The sequence below is a fragment of the Pseudomonas sp. GW821-FHT01C01 genome (assembly GCF_059422645.1).
In genome coordinates, this window is record NZ_JBWKXF010000001.1 from 297421 (window position 1) to 322951 (window position 25531).

A 25531-nucleotide genomic window follows, 5' to 3' on the forward strand; every position below is an offset into this window, starting at 1 on the left:
TTAAAGTTGGGCCATATCACGGGTGGATCAGCTATCCGCGCGCACCAAAGACTCAGCAGCTGATTGTCGAGGACTGGCGCACTGCGGATCGTGCTGAATGTGGTTAGCTGTTCAAACCCTTCACCCAGTCGCTATACATCCCTACCAACGAGAAGCGGGTGGTCGCATGGTAAAGCACGGGGGGGAACACCGCGCGGCGGGAGGCCCGCGCCAAGCGGCAAAAACCTAATCAAAGAAGGCCAGGGTGCGAACTTCGATACTCTCGCGCGGCGGGGCTCCCGGCGGCGTATTGGGGTCTTTGAAGGCGGTATGGGGCGTGAAGCGGGCACGGCCGTCGTAACGTGAGTCATACCCCTTGATCAGCAAGACTTCGTCACGGCGCATGTCCGGAAAATAGTACCAGCGCTGTTGCGGATTGTAGGCCAGGTGGTAGATCTCACCGATACGATCCGGATAGACCAAGTCGGTGGCCAGCAGGTCATTGGAGTTGAGCGTCGAGGCGTCCAACACGGCCAGCGGTGAGCGCTTGACGGGCCCGCTCATCGGGCGCCAGAGGTTAATCTGGGCCACCGACACCAGTGCGGCGGCTTGATCCTGACCCAGCACGTCGCGAATACGCTCAGGCCCCGAGCGGTCGGTGTAGTCATTATGCACACGGCTGGCTGGACCGCGAATATCCCGCCGCTCGGCGTCGCTGCGCCTGGTGTGGTCGAAGATGACGACCCGGCTCGCGCCCGTCAACTCCTTGATCAAGGCCTTGACCTCGTCATAGTAGATGCTTTCCACTGAGGTATCGTCGTAGAGATCCTCGACCACCGTATCCCGCCGATGGAGTTCAAACCCCTGCTTGTCCAGAGACAGGCTGTCTGCCAACGGACGACCGTTGCGTATCGTGACCTCGCGCTCCTCCTGCTCAGCAAAATAGTGCGGTTCACTGTTACCGGTCAGAGCCTCGGTATGCACATAGGGCTTCGCATCGTGCTTGACCAGGTAGGTAAGTGTCGTGATGACGCTAGCGGGCGTATCAGTTGTGTGCTTCAAGTAACACCTCCCAGTCTGCTGACCGCTTCAGGCGTGGTGTCACCGTGGCGGAGCTGTAACTTGTACGTAGGCACCTTCCCGCTCAATCGTATGCCTTCGAATGGACACTATCAAATTTAGCCCGAGGTGCATGGCTCCCGACTGGTAAAAAAGGACCACTGTTACCTCGGCATCGACGACCAGCTTGACCATGACTGGCGCGTCGCACTCCGGGTCTGCGCCGATCATGAGCATCCGATATCCCGGCCCGCCCTTTACATTCGTTTGTCTGCCATGACGGGTTCGGACGTTGGTTGAATCAAACTTCCCGCACCACTATCTAGAAAAGCGGAATGCTATAACTCACAAAAACACGATTCTGATCTACGTTACGAGATGCTTCGCTGTTGGACTTGCCGTTACGCCAGCCGAACCCTACGCCTTTGAGCGCTCCGGATTGAAGAACGTAGTCCAGACTAATGTCTCTTTCCCATTCCTTTTGGTTGTTGCCTGACGTAGTTTTAATATTATCACCGGAGAGGTACATGACCGATCCTTTCAGGCCAGGGACACCCAGAGCGGCGAAGTCGTAAGCATACTGACCGAAAGCTGTGCGCTCGCCTGCGCGGGTGAAAGTTTGGATAAGGCGGTCTGTATACAAGTACAGGCTTGCTCCACCGGCGCCCTTGTCAGTCAGGCTACCCTGATTGAGTTGAGTGAAGTTGCTGCCATCTGACACACTTTGGTACCCCGCAGTAATCGCGTGACCACCCAGTGTGTAAATCAACGCGGCACTCCAGGTACGGTTGTCGATCTCTCCACTACCGTTTTTGGTGTAGCCACTCATTCTGTAGCCTGACGTCCCGGAGCTATTTGCCCCTGACGAGTCAGTTTTGAAATAGCGCAGGTCGGTTTTAAGGGACTGATTGTCCGAGAGGGCAAGGGTGTGAATTAATCCCATAAAATGCTGCGTATAGTAGTTGTCGAGGCTGGCGTAGTAGTACTGAGCTGTCAGAACCTTGGTAACGTTCCAATCGCCCCCGGCGAAGTCAAACTGATTGCTTTCCCGCGTACCACCGGCAACTGCCAACCCCGTCTGATCGCTCGAACCACGTCCTGTTGCATGTTCGATACGACCTCCAGTCAAGGTCAACCCTTTGAACTCGCTCGAGGTGATTTGACCGCCCTCGAAGGTTTGTGGAAGCACGCGCCCGTCGTTGGCGACCAGAATTGGGAGTTTGGGAATCAAAGTGCCGTAGCGAAGTTCAGTTTTCGACATCTTGACTTTTACGGTCAGCCCCAGCCGGCTCCACTCGTCGACGGCGCGGTTGTCACTGTCAGAAGGCATCATGCTGCTACCGACATGCCGTCCTTTGCCACTGTCCAAGGTAACTCCCAGCAACCCCAGGCCATCGACACCAAAGCCAACTATTCCATCGGTATAGCCCGATTTGAAGTCCAGCGTGAAACCCTGCGCCCATTCTTCGGTTTTGGAAGGTGCGGCAACGCCATCGCGGTTGTCGTTATTGAAGTAGAAGTTTCTCATTCCCAAGGTGGCTTTGCTGTCACTCAGGAAGTCCGCATGCACCTGGGCACTCAGGGTAATACTAAAAAACACCGAACTTGCAGTTATTGTTTTTCCACTCATTTATATAGCGCTCCATTTGTTATTTTAAAGTAATAGAAGCAACGCAAGATTTTCAGGTGCGCGTTTTTTATTATTCTTAATATCCTGCTGAAAACGAGAAATCGACGATGCCTCGCCCCTCCTGCATCAAGTTAATATTGTTAATGCAAGTTCCAAAGTCGCTCATCGCACCTGTTTCTGTTATGCAACGCGCTAGTGATAGAGCGGATTGTGTGAGAAAGGCGCAGGGAGTGCCTTGCCTGGGGAAATGGAGTTCTGCGTTGCGGTCTGAAAATTTATCTTATCGTCTGAATTTCAGGATTGGGGCCGGACCCAATTGTCGGTCGAGTACCCAAAGGCTCAGCGGGCTGACCTGACGACTGTCCTCTATAGCAACCCGCGGCGCGGCGATCACGACGTCCAAGGCCCAGACTGCGGTGTAATCATCTGCAACAGGTACCGAGACGGACGACGAACATGGCGGTTCCCCGCAATGCCGCCTACGCTTGTTGGATGGTCCCCATGCGTTTGCTCAGGCGATGTATCGGGTTGGTACGATCTGATTTATTTTGACCGTCCGCTCAATGCTAATCTGGACCTGCCCGCGCGTATCGCCAGCAACTGGCCCCTCACTCCGGTCGACCCGACCAGCATGTACGGCGCAACGGGCAAAGATTGCACCCACTACCCCACCTGTCGTTCCCAAGCGACCGATGCCGCAGCACCTCTGGAAACAGGGGCGCTGTTCACGTTCTCCCCCTTGAGGAAGATGAGTATGTATCGGCCGAGCACGATTCCTTATCAGGAGCATCGAGGGTTCAGCCGAACCTTCACTCCGGGTCATTTGAGCCTGGGATTGTTCTTTCCTTTGGAGGCCTTCGATGGGGACACTCCGAGCATGCTCAACCAGGTCGCATTGGCCAAACGAGCGGAGGCGCTGGGCTTCTGCGCGCTCTGGTTTCGCGATGTGCCTCTTCGAGACCCTAATTTCGGTGATGTCGGCCAAGTCTTCGACCCCTGGGTTTACCTGGGCTATATGGCCGCCCACACGTCAGAGATAGCGCTTGGCACCGCATCCATTGCCATCCCGTTACACCATCCTCTGCACACGGCCAAGGCATCAGCCAGCGTCGATCAGTTGAGCGCAGGTCGCTTGATTCTGGGTGTAGCTTCCGGCGATCGCCCTGTGGAGTTTTCGGCTTTTGGCGTTGATCCCGAAAGGCGCGCAGAAATCTTTCGGGAGCATTACGAGGTGATTCGCAGAGCCCACAGCACCAGCTTCGAGCCCATTCGCTGGAGCGATGGTGAGATGCAGGGCGCAGACCTCATTCCGAAACCCACGACCCAAGTTATTCCAATGCTCGTGACCGGGAATAGTCGCCAGTCACTGGATTGGATCGCGCGCGAAAGCACCGGATGGATCAACTATCCACGTGCGCCGAACATGCAGCGACTGATCGTGGAAGATTGGCGGCTGGAGGTCATGAAGCAATGTGGTTCAGTCTATAAGCCCTTCACTCAGTCGCTTTACATCGACCTCGATGAGAACCCGTCCACGCCGCCCACTCGCATTCATTTGGGGTTCAAACTTGGACACTACCATCTCCGGTTTTTGCTGGAGTCGCTTGAGGAAATCGGAGTGGACCACGTTATCCTGAATCTCAAATACGGAAAGCGCCCTGCTGCGCAAGTCATTGAGGAGCTGGGGACTCACATCGTTCCGCAATTCGGAGTACAGCCGCGTCCTGAAGCGAATTGATCCGCCGGCCGCCTCCACGCCGGCCGAGGTGGTGCGGTTCAACTGGTTGAATCATCAGGCCGATACCTGCTCAAGGAATATCAGTTGCAACGGCTCTTCGAGCAGGTCATCTGCCGTGGCGGCAAAGCGCTGAAAGTAAGGCATCGAAAAATGCGCATCCAGCGCCGTCTGATCCCTGAAAGCCTCGCGCATGTAGAACGTGTCCTGCTCGTCGCGCAGCTTGAACAACACATAATCGAGATTGCCCGGCTCTGCTCGGGTCGGCTCTACCAACGCCAGCAGTTCTTGTTTCAATGCCAGCTCTTTGCCTGCCTTGGCCTTTAGCACGGCAATCGATACCAACACGTTACTGGACGAATTCATCGTCAACGCTCCAACATTAAAAAATGGCAAGTGATGCCGCAGGCGGTTCAGCGGGCCCGCAAGCGACCCGCCTTAAGTGAAATCAGAAACCTTCGAGAACGATCTTGCCCCGGGCCTTGCCGCTCTCGACTAGCGCATGGGCACGACGCATGTTTGCCGCATTGATCGCACCGAAGTGCTCGCCCACAGTGGTTTGAAGAACACCTTGGTCAATCAGAGCGCTGACCCGATTGAGCAGGTGATGCTGGTTGATCATGTCCGGGGTTTCGTACAGCGAGCGGGTGAACATCAGCTCCCAATGCAACGACAGCGACTTGCGCTTGAGCGGCATCACGTCGAGGCTGTCGGGATCGTCAATCACACCCAGACGCCCTTGCGGCTTGAGAACGTCGATCAGTTGTGCAAAGTGCTGTTCGGTGTGAGTCAGGCTGGCGACATAGTCGATCTCCGGCACGCCGAGCGCTTGCAACTGTGCGAGCAGTGGCTGGCTATGATCAATCACGTGATGCGCGCCCAACTGCCGCACCCAATCAGCGGTTTCCTGGCGTGAGGCAGTTCCGATGACGGTAAGGCGGGTCAGCTGTCGTGCCAGTTGCACCAGCATCGAACCGACGCCCCCAGCCGCTCCGGTGATCAACAGGTACTTGCCCTCCCCCGAACCCTCGACGACACCGAGCCGGTCAAACAACAATTCCCAGGCAGTGATCGAGGTCAACGGCAACGCTGCCGCATCGGCGGCACTCAATGACCGAGGCTTGTGCCCGACGATCCGCTCATCGACCAGATGGAATTCGCTGTAGCTGCCGGTGCGGGCAATCGAGCCGGCATAGAACACTTCATCGCCCGGCTGAAACAACGTCACTTCAGAGCCGATCTCGCGGACAATGCCTGTGGCATCCCAGCCGAGGATTTTCGGTTCTTTTGTGAAAGTTCCGGCGCGCACCTTGGTATCGACCGGATTCACTGACACCGCGCGAACTTCGACCAGCAGATCCCGTGGACCAGGCGTGGGCACCGGGAGGCTGATGTCGATCAATGCGTGTGGATTGTCGATGGGCAAAGCGTGTTCGGTAAAGGTGATGGCTTTCATAAACACTCGCTGTCTGAAGGGTGATGCACTCGTTTGCAGCCATCTTCGACTTCCCAAGTACAAAGAAAAACAAGCAGAATGCGCCAACACTTTCACTGCAGGAGTGAAAATGATCCGCATCGATGATCTTGGTTTATTCATCCGCAGCGCCGCGCTGGGCAGTTTCACCGCAGCGGCGCTGGAGGCTGATCTATTGCCTGGTCAGGTCGCCGCCGCCATCAAACGTCTGGAGCGCGAGCTGGACGTACGCCTGTTCGCCCGCACCACTCGCAGCCTGCGATTGACTGCCGAAGGCGAGCAATATCTGCCCACCGCCCACTCAGTGCTTGAGACCCTGCAGCAAGGCAAGGAAAATTTGCGTGGTAAGAACGCCACGCTGCGGGGCGTGCTGCAGGTGACAGCACCCTCCGATCTGGGGCGCAACATACTGCTGCCGTGGCTGACGCTGTTCCGCCGTCAGCATCCAGAATTGACGTTGCGTTTTTTCCTGTCAGACCAGATGGCCAATCTGTTTCGCGACCCGGTGGACGTGGCGATTCGATATGGCCCGAATGAAGACGCCAACTACGTGGCACTGCCGCTTGCACCGTGGAACCAGCGGGTTCTGGTTGCCTCGCCGGAGTATGTGAAACGCTGCGGTTCTCCCCAAACGCCGGATGACTTGAGCAAGCATCACTGCCTGCTCTATCTGCAAAATGGCCGGGTCTACGACAAGTGGAACCTGGGCGGGCAAACCGTGCAGGTTTCAGGGCCACTGTTCAGCGATGACGCCGATGTCGTGCGACGCTGGTCGTTGGACGGTGACGGTATCGCCTACAAATCCTGGCTGGATGTCAGTGCCGATATCGCCACTGGGCGCCTGCTTGTGCTGCTGCCGGATTTTCCTGGCGAAGCTTCGCCGTTGAGTCTGGTGTGCCCGCATCGCAAGCAGATCAGCCCTGCGGTTTCCCAGCTTTATACGTGGTTAAGTGGTCAGTTTTCTGCGCTGAAGCGCAGTTGAACCGAATGACGACAATTGATGCTTGTTGAGCATCCCTCGCTTCGTGGTTCGGCGGATCAATGCGCTCACCAAGCACAATGTCCGGATCGTTCACCAAGAACGCTCCAAGGTAGGAATGACACCTGAAATGTAGCGCAGGACACCGCCATCGTTTGAAAGGGTGACAAAAAATTCAATAGCTTCTCCCTGTCCGTACCGTAAAGGGCCGGCTAACAGTCCTTTCCTTTATAGCAAGTGCATAGGTATGACCTAAATCTTTGGCCAGTTACTTCGGCCACAAAATTTACCTTAAATACAAGTGTTTTAATAGGCCAGCATAACAACCCATCTGATACTATTTTTTTTCGCTCACCTGAGCCTTTTTCGTCAACCAGCATTCTATAAAGTGCAAGCCCGATGTTCTTTAAAACAACAAAAAAGAAGCCAACTTATTTTGGCGCTTGGGCACACTGACGCGCTCAAGAATCCAGACCATCCCAGGATAAACAATAGAACCATGCTTTATCAGAAAGAAATGGGATAAATAACTATTCATTTGATTTGGAGATGGTGCCGTGCGAAAGCTTGGCTTGGGTTTCCTGGTAACGGGCGTTGTAGGGCAACTATCAGCATTATTATGGACGTACACATCCATAGGACCACTTTGTGAAAACAATGTCGACAATTCATACATCCAAAAAAACGTGACAAAGCTAAAACAGCTCATCGATGACACCGCTAATGAAGTTGTAACAAACCTCACTACGAAATATTCCGACGGGCTCACGCCCCTTGCGGAAAACGAATCCCCCATACCCGACTCAACGGAGGCTCACGCCGCACAGTTTTTGATCGAAAATCCAGACGAATCGCCAGTTTTTTCGCTGCCTTCACTGCCCACACAAGCACGCAATTGGACAATTATCCTTAGCGGCCTGATTGCTTCTACCGGCCTGCTTCTGGTGCTCTTCGCCCGCAAAAAAACCTCTGATCCGCAATGGCACGTCTTTCGCTCCGTGCCTGGGTCGCTAATCACGCTGGAAAGCCCGTGCTTAACGTGTGGTAGCTATATTCTCCACGCTAAAAAAGAAGCTTCAATCACGCCTTCATCCGGCTTGTGGGTGATCGAAATAGCGTTGAACACACCCAGCCGTCATCGCGCCACAAATGCCATTAAGCAACTGGAATTACCGGTAGCGCGTAAAGAAAACAACTTTGTCGTCATCGGCCCGTATAGACAAAAACAAGACGCAGCTCGAGTCGTGAAAGAGTTGAGTGAAAGTCATGGCGTTCGAGGATGGATGATGGCAGGAAATTGACATAGTCCGATTTAGCGCTGGGCCGACCTCGTACAACCCGCCACATTTTTCATGCCACAAGAGAATATTCATGATCGCAAAAGAATTCAGAGCCGAACTCGCCCTGAAGAAATTCCTGGACGCCAACTTATGGCTCCAGCTTGAACTCAGCGAGTTGAACTACAGCCTCGCTGAAAGTTGCGGGCTGTCGCCCAAAGAATATCGCCATAAATTCCTGCAAGAAGCATTTGAAACAGAAGCAGACGCTCATGACTGTGATTGTTGGGACTTCACTCTCCAATGGGTAGCCAACACTAATGAAGAGCTTGAGTTGATGCGTGAAGAACGCATGAAAGAGATTTATGAGTTTCTGGACGATTAGTCCACCCTATAACTTTCGTAGCCTATACACGCCTCCAATGCTGTAGATAAACGACTAACTTCACCGACGGGAGTATTGCCCAATACCCCCGCCCTTCTCTCGATTCAAACCGTCGGATAACAATCCACTACACGCCGATACTGGCTGGGTGAAGCTCCGATGTGCTGACGGAAAAACCGTGTGAAATGACCTTGCTCGGAGAACCCGAGGTTCTCCGACAACAGGCCCAATGTTCCACTGCGCTCACGCTCAAGCCAGGCAAAAGCCCGGCGCATGCGCGCGTCGTTAAGCAGCAGGGTCGGCGTCATGCCGGTATCTTTCTTGAACAGCGCAAAAAAGTGCGCCCGCGACAGACCACAAGCCCGTGCGGCGTTGTCGATCGGGTTCGGATCATCGAGGTGCTCAAGCAACCAGGCGGTGCCACGGCGCACGCGTGCGTCCCGGAACTCACCTGAGTTCGGCGCACCCAGTAGCGACAAATGCCGCCAGCTGGAAAAGTCCTCGATCAGCTCGATCAGGAAATCAAACAGCATGAATTCCATGCGCTCTTTCGGAACAATCCCGCAGCCATGCGCTTCGGCGACCAAGATGTCAGCCAAGGTGCGATTACGACTCGACAGCTCGATGCACGACTGGGCAAAAAAGTCCGGCCGACCGCTGAGCGCCAGCGACTGCTGGGCAGTGGCCAGCCAGGCGGGCTCGATGTAGAGCGCCAGGATCAGGGTGGCACCGGCATCCGGCTGCGGATCGTAGAAATGCGGCTCCCAGGCGTTGACCAGCACCGCCGTGCGATCGCTGAGCGGTACCCGCCGACCGTTAACGTTGAAGTAAGTGTCTTCGCCAGACACTTTGACCAGCACATGGCATTCGGAATGGGTGTGGGTGACCAGCGAACGATCCATATTCAGCAAGGCGACCCGTCCAAACCTGCCGTGGAAAACCCGTTGGGCAATGGACATCAGATTTCTCCGCTCGCATGAAGCGATATCGTTATCGACCTCAATGCATATCATCGGGGCGTCTATCTATTTCTCAACACCGGCGATCGCTCTATGGTTCAGCAAACCACTATCGCGCGCGAATGACCGAGCGTCTACCTCGACTTTCGCAGCCCCCACACTCGTCGGAAAAACCGTCTTACAAGGCATGACGCTCTTTCCCGTGATACACGCGCAGGATATCGGCCACCACCGCCAGGGCGATTTCCGCCGGGGCTTTGCTGCCCAGGTCGAGGCCGATGGGCATGTGCAAACGGGCAATCTGTTCATCCGTGAGACCACCGATGCGCTTGAGCCGCTCGGCGCGTTTGTCCGAGGTTGCCAGGGACCCCATGGCGCCGATGTAAAACGCCGGCGTGTGCACCGCTTCCATCAGTGCCAGATCGTCGATTCGCGGATCGTGAGTCAGCGCCACTACCGCGGTCGCCGCGTGGCAACCTCCGGCGGCAATGAACATTGAGGGCAGCACACGTTGCATCTCCACGCCTTCAAGATGTACATGCAGCATCTCTTCCCGGGGGTCGCAGGCGATAACTTCGCAGCCGATGGCTCGGGCGAAACTGGCGCAAACTTCAGCGACCGGCGAGAGCCCTGCCAGAATCAGGCGTAATGCCGGGCCAACGCTGATGCGCACCCTTTCGTAGTCGACTTGTACCCGTTCGCTGCCGTGGCCCGCGTCCGGATCCAGGCGCAAGGCACCGTTGCTCAGCTCGATATGGCGCTGCAGACGTCGCTGACCGAGTAACGCCGCTTGCAGACTCTCCAGGTGTGCGATCCATTCAAGGCTGGCAGCGCGGTGTTCGACCAGCACTATCAGCACGCCACCACAGGGCAACCTCAGGCGGTGGCGTTGCTCGACGCTGTCGCCATAACTGACGATCTGTGCCGGTTCGCGTAATTCACCGCGCGCCAGACTTTCGAGAAACTCCTCTTCGACGCAGCCACCCGACAGCGAGCCGACGTGTTCGCCCGAGCCGTTGGTCACCAGCATCGCACCCGGCGCACGCGGCGCCGAGCCATAGGTGGAGAGCACCGTGCACAACCACTGTGCCTGCCCGGCGCGAGCCCATTGCAGTGCCTGGTCGATCACCTGAACATCGAGATGACGCATGTTTTCTGTACCTCAAGCAAAGCGTGGTGCTGCATGCAGGGTTACGTTTACGGTAACCTGCGAGCAACCTTGTTCAATCGTTGATTCAACATGTCGCCACAACAATTTTTGCAACTTGGGTCGCTGCGCCTGGAATATCGCCAAATCCCTGCGGCTGACCCATCGCGACCGACGCTTGTGCTGCTGCACGAAGGCCTCGGAAGCGCCGATCAATGGAAAGACTTTCCCCAGCGCCTGGCCCAGGCCAGCGGTTACGGTGTAGTCACTTACAGCCGTCAGGGTTATGGGCAATCGAGCCCGGTAACCCTGCCGCGTCCGCTGAACTACCTGAGCAGCGACGGGCCTCGTGAACTGCGGCAACTGCTCGATGCCTTGCAACTGCCGCAAGTGGTCTTGCTCGGTCACAGTGACGGCGCATCCATCGTCCTGGCCTATGCCGCCGCCAACGATCCGCGCGTGTTGGGCAGCATTGCATTGGCGCCTCACGTGATTGTCGAGACCGAGAGCCTCGTTGGCATTCGCCATACCACTGAGGCTTGGCATCAGGGCGAACTGCGCGAACGCCTGGCGCGCCACCATGGGAGCAATGTCGACGGTGCTTTTCACGGCTGGAGCGACAGTTGGTTGCACGCGGACTTTTCCCTGGACGATCTCGAAACGCAGTTGGCTTATATCGAAAAACCGCTGCTGGTCATCCAGGGTCGCGAAGACCACTACGCGACGCCCGAGCAACTGGCAGTCATCCAGCGACAGGTGCCTGGACCGTGCCGCTGTGTGTTGCTGGATAACTGTCGGCACTTTCCCCAGACCGAAGCGCCCGAGCAGACCTTGCAGCTGATCTGCGAATTCCTGGAGCACCTCCCCGCGTTTATTTGAAATTGCCTTGGGTTTCTGGAATTACCACACTGCCAATCAGGTAGATCACAGACAGACCGACGGCAAAAAACGCCAGTACCATGGGGATCTGCGCGGGGCTGCTGCTGACCAGAGACACAAAGGTCGGCATGGTTCCGCCGAGGGCGAAACCGATGTTCCAGGATAATCCGGTGCCGCTGGCTCGCAGCTCGGTGGCAAAGCGTTCGTTGAGGAAGATCAGGATAGGCGCGATGATCGCTCCGCCCATGAAGCCTATGCCCATGCAATACAGCGCAGTGCGGGTCAGCGAACCCGGCTCGGCGACCCCATGGAACATCATGGGCAGGCCCACCAGGTTGATCACACCCAGCAGCATGAAGGTCTTCTTGCGACCGATCAGGTCACTCAGGTAACCGAAGGCCAGTGCGCCGACAATGGTTGCCACCGACCCATACATGAGCAGCTGCGAAGTCTGCGTATGAGGCACTTTGGCGACCACGTTGAGCAATGTCGGCAGATAACCGCAGGCCAGGTAATAGGTGGCACCGCCGCCGAAGGTAATCAGCAGATTGACCAGCATCACGGCGCGGTACTCACGACCGAACAGACGCTTGAGTGGCGACACGACCACGACCGTCGGCCCCTTGGTTTTGCGGGCCTGTTGCAGTTGCCGCCAGACCGGGCTTTCATCCAGGTAACGGAACATCACCAGACCGAAAAATGTGCTGAGCAGGCCGCAGAAGAACATGAAGCGCCAGCCCCAGACGTCGAATTCGCCCCCCGGAAAGATCTCCGACAACACCAGATAAGTGAATGACGCCAACAGCGCGCCCATGCCGGCACCGGCGCCACCGATCAACCCGGACATCAAGCCGCGATAGCGCGGCGAGATGGATTCGGTGCCGATGGTGTGAGTGGAAGCGACGATGCCGCCAACGAAAATGCCCTGAATCACCCGCAATACCAAAAACAGTATCGGGGCCAACACCCCGACCTGGTGAATGGTTGGCAACACGCCAAACAGTGCCGTGGAAATACCGACGCCGACCATCGATACCATCAGCGCACGCTTGCGACCGTGTTTGTCGGCATACGCGCCAAAGATCGCCGAGCCCAGCGGACGTACCAGCAAGGCCACGGCGAACGAGGCGTACACGGCGGCCAGCGACAGTGTCGGGGTGTCCGAGGGGAAGAACAGGCGGCCGATGATCGGCGCCACATAGAGCAGAATGAACAGGTCAAACAAATCCAGCGCCCAGCCGAATGTCGAGGCAAATGCCGCGAGCAAAGCCTTGCCCGGTGGAATCTGCGGCGTATCGATAGCGGCGCTGGTGGGTGATGCAGTTATTGTTGTTGTCGTAGTCATGGTTGCCTCACACAAGCGGTGAATCAAAAGGAGCGGCAGGCCCTGCTCCGTAAGGCGTACGCCGTTACCAACATACTCCCGGGCCTGTTCGCCGGTACGATCTACTCGCCGATAAATACGGCCTCACGCTTGCTGTGAAACGCTTCGACGCCTTCCTTGAAGTCCTTGGAACTGCGCAGACGGCTGTAGCAGTGACCTTCCATTTCGATCGCGACGGTCAGCGGCGCGTCTTCGTTGTCGTTGATCAGTTTTTTCGCCGTGCGCTGAGCCAGCGGCGAGAAGCGCCGCAGTTCATCGACCAACGCATCGACGGTGCTTTCCAGTTCGGTATCCGGCACGACCTCGGTCGCGATACCCCAGGCGTAGGCCTGGTCGCCGGTAATGCGTTTGGCGCGCATCACCATGTGCTTGGTGCGGGTGATGCCGATGATTTTCTGCAAGCGCGCGGAGCCACCCGAGCCCGGGATCTGACCCAGGTTCTGCTCAGGCAAGGCGTAGCGAGTGGTTTGCGAAGCAATACGGAAATCGCAGGCCAGGGACAGTTCGAAACCGACGCCGAAGGTGTAACCACGGTTGGCGACGATCACCGGTTTTTCGCAACGTGCCGGTGCCGCGACGTTCCAGGCCAGCTTCGAAACGTGCTCGGGCGAGGCTTCGAGGAAACCCTTGATGTCGCCGCCGCTGGAGAAGTGTTCACCCACCGAGCGCAGCACGATGACGCGCACGTCTTTGTGTGCATCGAGGGCTTCGAAGACCAGGCGCAATTGATCGCGCTGCCCCATGGAAATGACGTTCAATGGCGCCCGGTTGAGGATGATGTCGGCGCGCTCGCGGGACACATCGACTTCAACCTGGAAGCCATCGAACTGAGTGTCGAGAAATTGCTGGATCGCTTGTTGTTGCATGAGAGTGTCCTCTGGATGATTAGCTGATGGCCTTCAAGGCCTGTTCCTGAAATTGGGCCAGCAGCACGCGCCGCAGCACCTTGCCCACTGGAGACTTGGGAATCTGATCGATGAACTGGTAACGCCGTGGCCGCTTGAATTTGGCCAGGCCCGAAGCGATGCAATGGGCATCGAGGTCTCCTTCCGAGACCTCGGCGCGTGGCTTGATAAACGCGGCAATGATCTTGCCCCACTGCTCGTCGGGCAGACCGACCACCACCACTTCTTCCACTGCCGGGTGCAGAGAGAGCATGTTTTCGATTTCCGCCGGGCTGACGTTTTCGCCGCCGGTGATGATCAAGTCATCGACACGCCCCGTGACGAACAGATCGCCCTCCAGATCGAAGTAGCCGATGTCACCGGTGAAATACCATCCGTCACGTAATGCCTTGGCGGTCGCTTCGGGGCGGTTCAGGTAGCCTTCGAACGCCTCGTCACTCGCCAGGTCGGCGATGATCTGGCCCTCCTCCAATGGGTTGACCTGCACATCCGCCGTTTCAGCATCGATCGGCACCACGCGCACGCGCTGGTTCATTGCACTGCGCCCTGACGAACCGGGTTTGCGGTTGGCTTGCTGGTCGATGGTGAAGGTGTAGATCTCCGAGCTGCCGTAATGATTGACGAACAATTGCGGCTGGAACGCCTGCTCGACACGACGCATCAAGCCGTCGCTCATCGGCGCACCGGCAAAGCCGATTTTCTCCACACTGGCAACTCGCTCGCGAGCAAAGGCCGGGTGTTCGATGAGCATGTGGTAGAGCGTCGGCACCAGGTAAAGGTTGCTGACTTTTTCCCGCTCGATGGCCTGCAGCGTGGCTTCCACGTCGAACTTCGGCACACAGACGAAATGTCCGTCGATCAACGCCATGGACAGCAACGAACGCACGCCCATGGTGTGGTAAAGCGGCATGACACCCAGCGTGCACTCGCTCTGGCGGTAGAGGTTTTGCGCCACGTGGGCAACCGCCGCGGCGCGTTCGCAACGGTGCCGACGGGGCACGCCCTTGGGCTTGCTGGTGGTTCCGGAGGTGTAAAGCAGCAGTGAATAGTCTTCGGCGTCGGCCTGCAAAATGATGCCGGAGGGGGTCTGCGAACACAGTTCCTCGAAACTCAGGTCGGTGTTGGCGGCACGAAGTCCGGCGGCGATCCGAGGCAGCCTTGTGGCGGCGCTGCAACCGGCCACGGCGGTCACGGTAGCGTCGTCGTAAGCCACTGCCCGGATTTGCGCATCTTCGATGCAGTAACCCAGTTCATCGGCCGTCGAACGCCAGTTCAACGGGGTCATGACGATGCCCGTAAACTGACAGGCCCAATGCAAGGTTGCCATCTGCCAGCGGTTTTGCATTGCTACCAGCAGTCGATCACCGCGTTGCAGCCCAAGGCATTGCATGCCCCAAGCGGCGCTCTGGATATCGACGAACCAGTCTTCATAGGTTTTCTTCAACGCACCGTCACTGACCGCCACGGCGTGCGGCCGGCGTTCAACAGCAGCGAGGAAACTGCGTCCGAGATCGAACATTATTGTTATACCCCTTTGTTCGTTTGGCGCTGGGCAGCGACTTCGAGCACGGCCTGGACGATGCCGGTGTAGCCCGTGCAGCGACATAGATGCCCCGAAAGCATGTCGCGTACCTGGGTCTCGTCCGGGTTGGGTACCCGTTCCAGGAAATCCACGCAGGACATGAGAATGCCCGCAGTGCAAAAGCCGCACTGCAAGGCGTGATGACGGCGAAAGGCTTGTTGCAGGTCGCTCAGAGTGTCGTCGTCGGCCAGGGACTCGACGGTCTCGATACGCCGCTCGTGTCCCTGTACTGCGAGCATCAGGCAGGAACGCATGGCGACTCCGTCCACCAGCACCGTGCAGGCACCGCAGACACCGTGTTCGCATCCGACATGGACACCGGTGGCACCGAGGTCGTGGCGCAGGAAGTCGCAGAGTTGGGTCCGCGGTTCGGCTAGCGCTTCGCGGGAGCGGCCATTGAGTTCCAGGCGAATCGGAAAGGTTTGGTCGGCAGTTACACGCATGTTCAGACTCCTTCGATCAGCTGATGACCCAGCTCGCGAATCAGTTGGCGGCGATAGGCAGCGCTGGCCTGCACGTCGTCTTGAGCGTCGAGCGACCAGGCGGTTTGATTGAGCGCGTCCGGCAGCGCCGCACCACGTGGCAGGCTGCGACGTTGCGGACGGTCGGCGACCCCGCCGATGCCGAGTTCGACCTGGTCCGCGCCGATGGCCGCGGCCAGGGAGACAATTGCAAAGTCGCCGTGGCGCATGGCGATTTCACGGAAGCGATAGGTGATGCCTTCGCGCTTGAGCGGAAAACGCACCTCGACGACCAGTTCATCTGCACGCTTGTCGGTGGTGAGAATGCCTTGGAAGAAGTCGGAAGCCTTGACGATGCGCTTGCCTTTTTTCGACTCGAGAACGATCTCGCCGCCCAGCGTCACCAGGCACAGCGGCAACTCGGCGCTGGGGTCGGCGTGAGCCACCGAACCGCAGACGGTGCCGCGATTGCGCGTCTGGAAGTGACCGATCCAGGGCATCGCCAGTGCCAACAGAGGAACCTCGTCCATCAGGGTCGAACGCGCCAGCAGCTGCGCCTGGCGTACCCCTGCGCCTACCGCCAGGCAATCCTTGCGCAGTTCGATATAGGTCAGCTCAGCCACATGATTGATATCGATCAGCAACTTGGGTTGAGCTAGGCGCATGTTCAGCACCGCCATCAGCGACTGGCCACCGGCAATGATGCGAGCGTCCTGGCCGTACTCGGCGAGCAACTCAACCACCTGACGACGGGTGTCAGCCCGAACGTAATCGAAAGCAGCCGGTTTCATTGCGCACCTCCCTTGCCAAACAGCGCGCCAAGCGAGGCCCGCAGTCGCGCCCACCAGCCGGTGGAGATGGCTTGGCCGCTGACCCGTTGCGACAGGCGAGTAAAGATTTGTCCGATGATCACTTTCGAGGCCCCTTGCAACATTCGGCCGCCGACCGCGGCGACTTTGCCGCTGACCGCCACCTGGTATTGGTATTCCAGACGTGTGTGGCCATTTTCCAGTTGGACGAAACGAACCTTGGCCTGACCCTGGGCCGAACCCATTGAGCTGCTGCCGGAACCGGATAGACGCAATGAATGCGGCGGGTCCAGATCACTCAGGGCAACCTTGGCCTCGAAGCGCGCACGGATCATGCCGACGCCGACGGTGACGTCTGCGCGGTAACGGTTTTCGCCTTCAAGCACGAGGTCGTGGCAACCGGGAATGATTGCCGCCAGCGTCTGCGGGTCGAGCAAGGTATCGAAGACCTGTTGCGGCGCAGCAGGAATCACCACCGAGTCGTTGGCCCGCAGTGCCGGTCCACCGGCAGCTGCCGCGTCCAGGTTTTCATCGGGCTCCATACCGGCGGGCCGTGGCGGCTCGTCGATCCCGATGAGCGTGCGTACTTTCGATGGCGTCAGTGGCAGACGGATGTCCGAGCGGCCAAGGGCGTCGGCCACCGCGTTGGCGATGCACACCGGCGTGCTCATATTGTTGCCCTCGCCCACACCCTTGGCGCCCAGTGGGGTGAATGGCGATGGCGTTTCCATGTGCAGGATCACCGGTTCGATCACTTCCGGTGCGGTCGGCACCAGATAATCGGCGAAGGTCCCGGAGAGGAAGCTGCCGTCCTCGCCATAGGCGAACTCTTCCATCAGCGCCGCGCCCAGGCCCTGGGTGAAGCCACCACGAATCTGGCCATCGACCAGCGCCGGGTTGAGCAGGCGGCCGGCGTCATGGCAGGTGACGTAGCGATCAATGTGGATCTCGCCGGTCATGCGGTCGATTTCCAGACCACAGATGTCGAAGACAAAGCCGTAGCACAGCGAGCTATTGACCTGATCCTGGTCGTCCGGGGCCACCAGTTGCGGCGGGCTCCAGAAGGCGGTTTCGCGCAGACCGCCGCTTTCACCTTCCGGCAGCAGGCCCGGCGACCAGTGGGTCGCACCAGCAATCCGATGGAATGGCGCCACCGCCCCACCATTGACGACAAAAATTTTGCCGCCCGCGAAGCGAATATCTTCGGGACTGGCCTGCAGCTGCTCGGCGGCAATCGCGGCGAGGCGATCGCGGATCTTCAGCGCGGCCTTAAAGACGGCACCGGCTACAGCACCGGCGAAGCGGCTCGAATAGTTGCCCGAGGCAATCGACCAGGCGTCCTTCTGGGTATCGAGCTCGACGTTGACCACGATGGATTCCAGCGCAACCCCAAGCACTTCGGCGACGACCTGGGCCACGGTGGTTTGGTGGCCCTGCCCTTGCGGGGCCGAGGACACGTGCACACTGACGTCCCCCAACGGGCCGACGTTAATGGTTGCCGTTGCGACAGCGCCGTTTTTTGGACCGGCCTTACGCCGCTCTTCGGGTGTCATCGCGGTGGTGATGTAACCCATGTTGGAAATCGAGGGTTCGATGACGGCGGCATACCCAATGCCATAGATTCGGCCTTCGGCACGCGCCCGATCACGACGTTTGAGCAACTCGTCGAGACCGCCATCAGCCACCGCCAAGGCAATGCCTGCCTGGTAATTGCCGGAATCGAGCAACGCACCCGCGGCCGCTTGGTAAGGAAAGGCATCGGCGGGCACCAGGTTGCGGCGGATCACGTCCAACGGATCAAGCTTCAACTGCACGGCGATGTGTTGCAGCAGCCGCTCCAGGGCGAAATACACTTGCGGGCCACCGAAACCACGGTTCAGGCCGGAGGGGGTCTTGTTGGTCAGCACCACCCGGTTGCGCACTTGTACATTGCGGATTGCGTAGGCACCCGTCAGATTCCCGTGCATGCGGTAGAAAGTTGCCGGCTCGGGCGCTCTCAGGTAGGCACCACAATCATCGATCTGGTCATAACGCAACGCGGTGATGCGACCATCGGCTTCTACCGCCGCTTCAATTTCGGTCACCCGATTGGTCGCCGAAGAAGCCCCCTGAAGATGTTCCAGACGGTCCTCGACCCACTTCACCGGTGCACCGACCTTGCGTGACGCCAGGCCCATCATCACCACGTAAGGGAACACGCCTTGCTTGATGCCAAAGCTGCCGCCGGAATCTTTCGGTGTGCGCAAACGCAATCGGTTGCCGGGCACATTCAGTGCACGGGCCATGACCGTGTGTAACGCATAGGGGCCCTGGAAATTGGCAAGCACGTCATAAATGCCAGTGGCGCGCTCGTACTGAGCCAGCACCACATAGCATTCGATGGGTGTGCAGGAACTGCGCGGAAACTTCACTTTGAGCGAGACCTTGTGCGGCGCCTGCTCGAACGCCTGCTCCGGTTTGCCATAACGAAAGTGCCGTTCGTTGACCACGTTGCTGCCGACTGCTTCGTGCAGGATCGGCGCCTGTTCGGCGGTGGCCAGTTCAGGATCGATGATCGGTGGCAGCGGCTCGTATTCAACGCGCACACCTTCGATGGCGTCTTCGGCCAGATAGCGGCTCTCAGCGATCACCACGGCCACCGGCTCTCCGACGTAACGCACCTTGTCGACGGCAACGCACCAGTGCTCCATCGGCTGACGCACACCCACCGGGAACGGTAGCGCCCAGCGTTTGACGTCTTCGCCGACCAGTACGCCGTGCACGCCTTTCATCAGCAGCGCTTTGGAAAAGTCCACCGAGGTGATCCGCGCATGAGCGTGGGGTGAACGGATGATCGCCGCGTGTAGCGTACCCGGCGGGATCGCAGCGTCATCGGCATAGCAGCCAAGGCCGCGCAACAATGCGGCGTCCTCGACACGGGTCTGACGGGCGCCGATGTGGCCGGTCTGGCTTTCGGTAGCAGGTTGGAAACTAGTCATTTTTCGCGGCTCTTGTTGTTTTGCAGCGCGATAGCGTTAGAGCCGAGTGTGTGAGAAAGGCGCAGGGAGCGCCTTGCCTGGGGAGAGGGAGTTCTGCGCTGGGGTCTGAAAATTTGCCTTAGCGTCTGAATTTCAGGTCTGGGACCCGACACAATTGCCGGTCAGGGAGAGGGAAACGGGATGGCTCAGGAACGCTTCGATTTCTGCAAAGGGCATCGGTTTGGCAAAGTAATACCCCTGAAAAATATCGCAGCGACTGACCTCCAGAAAATCCACCTGGGCAGCCGTTTCCACGCCTTCGGCGACCACCGTCAGGCTGAGGTGATGGGCCATGGAAATGATGCCTTGGGTGATCGCTGCATCGTGATGGTCGGTGGCGATTTCCTGGATGAACGAGCGGTCAATCTTGATCTTGTCGATGGGCAAACGCTTGAGATAGCTGAGGCTGGAAAAACCGGTGCCGAAATCATCGAGAGCAATGCGCACCCCCAACGCCTTGAGCCGGTGCAACGTGTCGATCGCCTGTTCAGCGTTATGCAGCAGAAGCGACTCGGTGATCTCCAGCTCCAGCTGCTCACCCAGCAGACCATGTTTGTCCAGGGTAGCCTGAATACACTGGACGAAATGGCCACGCTGAAAATGCATCGGCGAAATATTCACGGCCATTGAGATGCCGGTGATGCCCTGCTCGCCTAGCTGGCGCAACTGCGCGCAAGCCGTATCAAGAACCCAAAGGCTTAGCGGGATGATCTGACCACTGTCCTCTGCCACTGGCACAAACACCGCCGGAGAGATGAATCCTTTTTCCGGATGCTCCCAGCGCAGCAACGCTTCGATCCCGACCACCCGCCCCGTGCGCGCGTCTATCTGCGGTTGATAATGCAGCTGTAACGATTGAGTTTCGATAGCCTTTTGCAGGTCATTGCGCAGGCTCGCGTGCTCACAAACGCGCTGATTAAGATCGCTGGTGTACCACTGAAAGTTGTTGCGCCCTTGCTGCTTGGCTTTGTACATGGCCATGTCAGCCTGCTGGATCAGCTGCATCGGCTGCTCGATGTGACCATCGCTCAGGGTGATGCCGATACTGGCACTCACGTGCAAGTCAATGCCCTGGACACAGTAGGGTCTGGCAATGCTGGCCATCAAGCGCTCGGCCACCGGTACAACGTCCTCATCACGAAGCAGGTCAGGCAACAGCACGATAAATTCGTCACCGCCCATGCGCACGATGGTATCCCCGGGACGAACCTGCTGGGTCATACGCTGCGCCACCTCGATCAGCACCTGATCGCCGAAGTAGTGCCCGGTCGAATCGTTGATGGATTTGAATCCATCCAGATCTATGCACATCACCGCCAGACGACGCTTACGCCGACGACTGATGTGACAATCCAGAACAAGCCGGTCTTCAAGCGAGACACGGTTGAGCAAACCGGTCAGACGGTCATGGCTGGCGTTGAAGCTCAATTGGCGCTCGAAATGCTTTTGCTCGCTGATGTCCCGGGCAATGCCAAATACCCCGACGATCTCTCCGTTGACCATGATCGGCAGGTTAGAGATGTCCATGGTCAACAGCTTTTCACTCTCGTCGCGAACCCGCGCCTCGAAGCGCTGAGGCTCTCCGGCGCGGGCTGCGGAAAAATGCTGACTGACCCGTTGCAGGTCTTCTTCAAGCACCAGATGGGAAAAGTGATGACCAATGAAATCGGTTGCGGTGTGCGGTTTCAGCTTCAGGCCTGCTGGGTTCACACTCTGGATGTTGCCAGCCAGATCAAGGGCGAACACCGGGTTGGGGTTGTAGGTGAACAACGACCGAAAACGTTGCTCGCTTTCCTCCAGTCGTTGGCCGTCACGCTCATGGCGGATCGCGATGACTGCCAGTTGGGCTGCGCAGGCCAGTCGTTGAATCTGCGCCTCGTCCGGTGCATGGACGCGGTTCTGGTATAGGGCAAATGTACCCAACACGTTTCCTTGATGGGAGAGCAAAGGCACCGACCAGCAGGAACGCAGGTTATGCCCCAGCGCCAGGTCGCGAAAACGCTCCCAGTTGGGGTCCCGGGCGATGTCTTCGGTGACCACCAGTTCGCGCCGGAACGCTGCGGTGCCACAGGTTCCTTCCTCTGGTCCAATGGTCATACCATGAACCGCCTTGCTGTATTCGATCGGCAGGCCGGGCGCCGCGCCGCTCAGCAAGCGTTTACCCTCGGCATCGGTAAGCAGAATCGAGCAGAAGGTTTCGGGGGACTGTGCGTCGAGCATCTCGCAGATGGCGCAGAGTATTTCGCCCAGATGATGGTCGGTCGCGATCATGCCGAGGATGTCACGTTGCGACTCGGGCAATGCCTTGCTGTGGAAGCCAGGACGAGTATTCATGGTGGTTCCTGAAGACTCTCGAGGTCATCCGGTCATCAGAGAGCCCGAAATAGTGGGCGGCCGATCACTGTCCACTAGTGCGTCGGACGCGCACTCTATAGAGCACCGACCAACAAAAAAAAGGTTCAGATCCAACATAAAAAACCGTATCAGATTGCCGCCGTTTAGCTGACTTCGATTTCTCGACTCGCTCGACCTAGGAGCACCCTCTGGTCAAATCGATTATGTCTTTTCCAGCGTACGTCGCCACAGTCCCCCTACTGCCGTCCTCGGTCAGATTCTTCAATACTGAATCACTTAAAGTTTTGTAGCGCTCGCAGAGCGCTTGTTTCAGGTCAACTCCGGCTCGGATTGATCGGCAGCAATCGGCCCAGAGTGTGTAAAAACGCTTCGCCAAAACTGAAGTGCGTGCGTCTACATGAAATTTGAAATTTATCGGCACGTCAGCAGATGTGAGATTGAAATCTTTAACCGACTTTTTCAACAAAATCGGTCGGTAGCGGCCGACTGTGAAGTGCCATTTTCGACTCAGGCGGAGCACGCGTACCAACCTTGCGATCGTGACCAGAACAAGGTCGCCCTTGTGCGATCAGTCGACTGACTGTGGCGCGCGCCTGAGCGCCTCAGCCATGAAAGGAGCTGTCTGGCTTGTTGGCGCGACCGCTACCTGCCGGGGCGTGCCGACCGCTACTATCCGGCCGCCCGCCTCTCCCGCGCCAGGCCCGACGTCGATCACCCAGTCGGCCTGGGCCACCGCGCGCATGTCGTGCTCGATCATCACCACGGTATTGCCAGCATCGATCAGGCGCTGCAGTTGTACCAGCAAGCGGTCGACATCCGACGCGTGCAGGCCGGTAGTCGGCTCGTCGAGCACATACAGGCTGCGACCTCGCTGGCTTCGCTGAAGCTCCGTGGCGAGCTTGATGCGTTGCGCTTCGCCCCCCGACAACTCCGTGGCGGGCTGCCCAAGGCGCAGATAACCCAGCCCGATGTCCCGCAGTAGCTGCAACGGCCGCGCGATGGCGTCCTGGCTCGCAAAGAAGTCCTGGGCTTCTTCCACCGTCATGTTCAGCACATCGGCGATGTTGCTTCCATTCCAGCGCACGGCGAGCGTGGCCTCGTTATAGCGCGCGCCATGGCACGTGGGACAGGGTGCGTAGACGCTGGGCATGAACAGCAGCTCAACGCTGACGAAACCCTCACCTTCGCACGTCTCGCAGCGCCCCTTCGACACGTTGAAGGAAAATCGCCCGGCGTCGAAGCGACGACGGCGCGCGTCCGGCGTAGCGGCAAACAGTTTTCGCACGTGATCGAACAGACCGGTGTAGGTGGCCAGGTTGGAACGTGGCGTACGGCCAATCGGCTTCTGGTCGACCTGGACCAGGCGCTGGACCACCTCCACATCGCCTGCGAGGTGGCCACCGGTGACTTCGATCATCGCCGGCCCTTCGCTGCTGGCGTTTTCAGCCGCATCGTCCTCGGGCTCGTGCCCCAGGTGCAACAGCAACAGTTCCGGCAAGGCCTGAGCGGCCAGGCTGGACTTTCCCGAACCCGAGATGCCGGTCACCGCCGTCAGCACGCCGAGCGGGATGTTGGCATCCACGCCGTGCAGGTTGTGCCGCCGAATACCTCGCAACTCCAGCCAGCCGGCGGGTTCGCGCCCACGGCTAGCCGGCGCAGGGATTTCATCGAACAGATAACGTGCGGTGCGCGACTCGGCAATCTTACGCAGCCCTTGCGGCACACCGCTGTAAAGCACATGGCCGCCCCGCTCTCCCGCATCCGGCCCCACATCCACCAGCCATTGCGCGCGGCGCATCAAGTCGAGGTCGTGTTCCACCACGAACACCGAATTGCCGGCATCGCGCAGCTTGTCCAGCGCGTCGTACAGCGACTGGCTGTCTGAGGGGTGCAGGCCTGCTGAGGGTTCGTCGAGCACATACACCACGCCAAACAGCATGGAGCTCAGTTGCGTGGCCAAGCGCAAGCGTTGCAGCTCGCCAGCCGATAGCGTCGGGGTGGCCCGATCCAGGGTGAGGTAACCCAGGCCCAATCCGCGCAGCTGGCGCAGTCGCGCCATCACACCCCCGACCAGGCGCTGTGCGGCAAGGCGCTTCTCCTCCGAGAGCGCCGAGGTCCGGCGCACGTCAGGCGATGCGGCATGCACCGCACGACCGTGCGCGGCACGTTCGGATCGATCACGACGGGTCGCGGACAGGTCGGAGCCCTCCCCGGCGGCGTGCGCGCGAAAATCGCCCTGGGCTATGGGCTCAAGCAGTGCAGCCAGGTGGTCCAGCGGCATTTGCATGAACTCGCCAATGTCCAACCCGGCAAAGGTGACCGACAGCGCCTCGGCCTTGAGCCGCTTGCCGTGGCAGGTCGGACATGGCTTGCCTTCCATGTAGCGCGACACGCGCTTTCTCATCAATGCGCTCTGGGTATTGGCAAAGGTGTGCAGCACATAGCGTCGCGCGCCGGTGAAGGTCCCCATGTAGCTGGGATCAAGCTTGCGCTTGAGTGCGTCACGGGTTTGGCCAGGTGTGAAGCCCGCATAGACCGGTACCGTGGGCGTCTCCTCGGTGAACAGGATCCAGTCACGGTCTTTTCTGGACAGATCCTTCCAGGGGCGGTCGACGTCGTAGCCCATGGTGACCAGGATGTCGCGCAGATTCTGACCATGCCAGGCCGGTGGCCAGGCGGCGATGGCCCGATCACGTATGCTCAGCGACGGATCGGGTACCATGCTCGCCTCCGTCACCTCGTACACGTGGCCCAGGCCATGACACGCCGGACAGGCCCCTTGCGGCGTGTTTGGCGAAAAGTCCTCCGCATACAACATCGGTTGATGGGCGGGATACGCGCCGGCACGCGAGTACATCATGCGTATGAAACTGGACAGCGTGGTCACACTGCCTACGGAAGAGCGCGCATTGCTCGCCCCGCGCTGTTGCTGTAATGCGACCGCTGGCGGCAGGCCGTCGATCGCATCGACATCCGGAACGCCCGCCTGGTCGATCAATCGCCGCGCATAGGGGGCAACCGACTCGAAGTAGCGCCGCTGCGCCTCGGCATAGATCGTGCCGAAGGCAAGCGAGGACTTGCCGGAACCCGACACACCGGAAAACACCACGAGCGCATTGCGTGGAATGGCGACATCGACGTCTTTGAGATTGTTTTCCCGCGCGCCGCGCACTTCCACCAGGCCGCTGGCCGCAGTGGTGCAGGAGGATTCACCGAATGAAGGGTTTGGCATGGGTTCCCGTCCTGCTGTGCGTGATGGCAACGTGCTGATGATCCGGGTGGGTCGAACGCTCATGTTGCCGGAGTTCAGTGTTTCAAGTTCGCCGCCCGCGTTGAATCCCCTGCTCTGCCCCGGGAACCTTTCGCCTGTCGCTGTCAATCCAGCGACCGAACATTTGCTGCAGATCTGCCAGGCGCTGGTGGATTCGTTGCTGGAAGATGTTGAAAGCCGAAGTCAGGCTCGGAGCCCGATAGAGCCGGAACGGTTCCAGTAAAGCGTTTAATGGAGTTTGCGG

General features: G+C 58.6%; 20 protein-coding genes. 6 read left to right on the forward strand and 14 right to left on the reverse strand.

Annotated features, from left to right (window positions below; all coding sequences use genetic code 11):
- Positions 1-225 precede the first annotated feature (225 nt).
- The gene (locus AC07XF_RS01185; protein ID WP_095966127.1) at positions 226-1041 is read right to left on the reverse strand and encodes a CmcJ/NvfI family oxidoreductase; all 816 of its coding nucleotides are present in this window, start codon (positions 1039-1041) and stop codon (positions 226-228) included.
- 319 nt (positions 1042-1360) lie between these two features.
- Entirely contained in the window at positions 1361-2668 is a 1308-nt protein-coding gene (locus AC07XF_RS01190; protein WP_116579512.1) for an OprD family porin, read from the reverse strand.
- A 754-nt stretch (positions 2669-3422) separates the two neighbouring features.
- Here AC07XF_RS01190 and AC07XF_RS01195 point away from each other — a divergent pair.
- A complete protein-coding gene (locus AC07XF_RS01195; protein ID WP_116579513.1) occupies positions 3423-4406 on the forward strand; it encodes an LLM class oxidoreductase in 984 nt (327 codons plus the stop codon).
- 54 nt (positions 4407-4460) lie between these two features.
- Here the strand turns inward: AC07XF_RS01195 and AC07XF_RS01200 are convergent, their stop codons facing one another.
- Positions 4461-4769 (reverse strand): putative quinol monooxygenase, encoded by a 309-nt coding sequence (locus tag AC07XF_RS01200; protein WP_008155402.1) that lies wholly within the window; start codon positions 4767-4769, stop codon positions 4461-4463.
- An 82-nt stretch (positions 4770-4851) separates the two neighbouring features.
- A complete protein-coding gene (locus tag AC07XF_RS01205; protein ID WP_116579514.1) occupies positions 4852-5859 on the reverse strand; it encodes a zinc-binding alcohol dehydrogenase family protein in 1008 nt (335 codons plus the stop codon).
- 109 nt (positions 5860-5968) lie between these two features.
- Here AC07XF_RS01205 and AC07XF_RS01210 point away from each other — a divergent pair, with 109 nt between their 5' ends.
- From AC07XF_RS01210 to AC07XF_RS01220, 3 genes are all read left to right on the forward strand, one after another.
- Entirely contained in the window at positions 5969-6859 is an 891-nt protein-coding gene (locus AC07XF_RS01210) for a LysR family transcriptional regulator (protein ID WP_218534915.1), read from the forward strand.
- A gap of 554 nt (positions 6860-7413) precedes the next feature.
- Positions 7414-8157, forward strand: coding sequence for an SPOR domain-containing protein (locus AC07XF_RS01215; protein WP_493726381.1), 744 nt, complete (start codon positions 7414-7416; stop codon positions 8155-8157).
- 70 nt (positions 8158-8227) lie between these two features.
- Positions 8228-8518 carry a DUF6388 family protein gene (locus tag AC07XF_RS01220; RefSeq protein ID WP_493726382.1) on the forward strand — a complete coding sequence of 97 codons (291 nt, stop codon included), beginning with the start codon at positions 8228-8230 and terminating at the stop codon, positions 8516-8518.
- Between the two features lie 104 nt (positions 8519-8622).
- Here the strand turns inward: AC07XF_RS01220 and AC07XF_RS01225 are convergent, their stop codons facing one another.
- Both AC07XF_RS01225 and AC07XF_RS01230 read right to left on the reverse strand, forming a co-directional pair.
- Positions 8623-9477 (reverse strand): helix-turn-helix transcriptional regulator, encoded by an 855-nt coding sequence (locus tag AC07XF_RS01225; protein WP_008060989.1) that lies wholly within the window; start codon positions 9475-9477, stop codon positions 8623-8625.
- A 178-nt stretch (positions 9478-9655) separates the two neighbouring features.
- Positions 9656-10627 carry an XdhC family protein gene (locus tag AC07XF_RS01230; protein ID WP_116579518.1) on the reverse strand — a complete coding sequence of 324 codons (972 nt, stop codon included), beginning with the start codon at positions 10625-10627 and terminating at the stop codon, positions 9656-9658.
- Between the two features lie 90 nt (positions 10628-10717).
- Between AC07XF_RS01230 and AC07XF_RS01235 the strand changes: the two genes are divergently transcribed.
- Positions 10718-11503: an alpha/beta fold hydrolase gene (locus AC07XF_RS01235; RefSeq protein ID WP_116579519.1), complete on the forward strand. Its 786-nt coding sequence runs from the start codon at positions 10718-10720 to the stop codon at positions 11501-11503.
- On the opposite strand, the gene AC07XF_RS01240 is transcribed toward AC07XF_RS01235, so the two are convergent.
- The 8 genes from AC07XF_RS01240 to AC07XF_RS01275 all read right to left on the reverse strand — a co-directional run bounded on the left by AC07XF_RS01240 (position 11496) and on the right by AC07XF_RS01275 (position 25248).
- A complete protein-coding gene (locus AC07XF_RS01240; protein WP_116579520.1) occupies positions 11496-12848 on the reverse strand; it encodes an MFS transporter in 1353 nt (450 codons plus the stop codon). The genes AC07XF_RS01235 and AC07XF_RS01240 overlap by 8 nt on opposite strands.
- A gap of 101 nt (positions 12849-12949) precedes the next feature.
- Entirely contained in the window at positions 12950-13753 is an 804-nt protein-coding gene (locus AC07XF_RS01245; RefSeq protein WP_116579521.1) for an enoyl-CoA hydratase/isomerase family protein, read from the reverse strand.
- Positions 13754-13772: 19 nt separating this feature from the next.
- A complete protein-coding gene (locus AC07XF_RS01250) occupies positions 13773-15311 on the reverse strand; it encodes an AMP-binding protein (protein ID WP_008060979.1) in 1539 nt (512 codons plus the stop codon).
- Positions 15312-15316: 5 nt separating this feature from the next.
- Positions 15317-15817 carry a (2Fe-2S)-binding protein gene (locus AC07XF_RS01255; RefSeq protein WP_008060977.1) on the reverse strand — a complete coding sequence of 167 codons (501 nt, stop codon included), beginning with the start codon at positions 15815-15817 and terminating at the stop codon, positions 15317-15319.
- Positions 15818-15819: 2 nt separating this feature from the next.
- Positions 15820-16626, reverse strand: a complete 807-nt coding sequence (locus AC07XF_RS01260; RefSeq protein WP_218534925.1) for an FAD binding domain-containing protein — start codon at positions 16624-16626, stop codon at positions 15820-15822.
- On the reverse strand, positions 16623-19622 hold the full coding sequence (locus AC07XF_RS01265) for a xanthine dehydrogenase family protein molybdopterin-binding subunit (protein WP_495025062.1): 3000 nt from the start codon (positions 19620-19622) through the stop codon (positions 16623-16625). Before AC07XF_RS01265 ends, AC07XF_RS01260 begins: the two co-directional genes overlap by 4 nt.
- Positions 19623-19754: 132 nt before the next feature.
- Complete coding sequence (locus AC07XF_RS01270) at positions 19755-21995, reverse strand: putative bifunctional diguanylate cyclase/phosphodiesterase (protein ID WP_116579523.1); 2241 nt, start codon at positions 21993-21995, stop codon at positions 19755-19757.
- 589 nt (positions 21996-22584) lie between these two features.
- The gene (locus AC07XF_RS01275; protein ID WP_102674092.1) at positions 22585-25248 is read right to left on the reverse strand and encodes an excinuclease ABC subunit UvrA; all 2664 of its coding nucleotides are present in this window, start codon (positions 25246-25248) and stop codon (positions 22585-22587) included.
- Here AC07XF_RS01275 and AC07XF_RS01280 point away from each other — a divergent pair.
- Positions 25247-25510 (forward strand): hypothetical protein, encoded by a 264-nt coding sequence (locus tag AC07XF_RS01280; RefSeq protein ID WP_495025063.1) that lies wholly within the window; start codon positions 25247-25249, stop codon positions 25508-25510. The two genes, AC07XF_RS01275 and AC07XF_RS01280, sit on opposite strands and share 2 nt — an antisense overlap.
- The last annotated feature ends 21 nt before the right edge of the window (positions 25511-25531 follow it).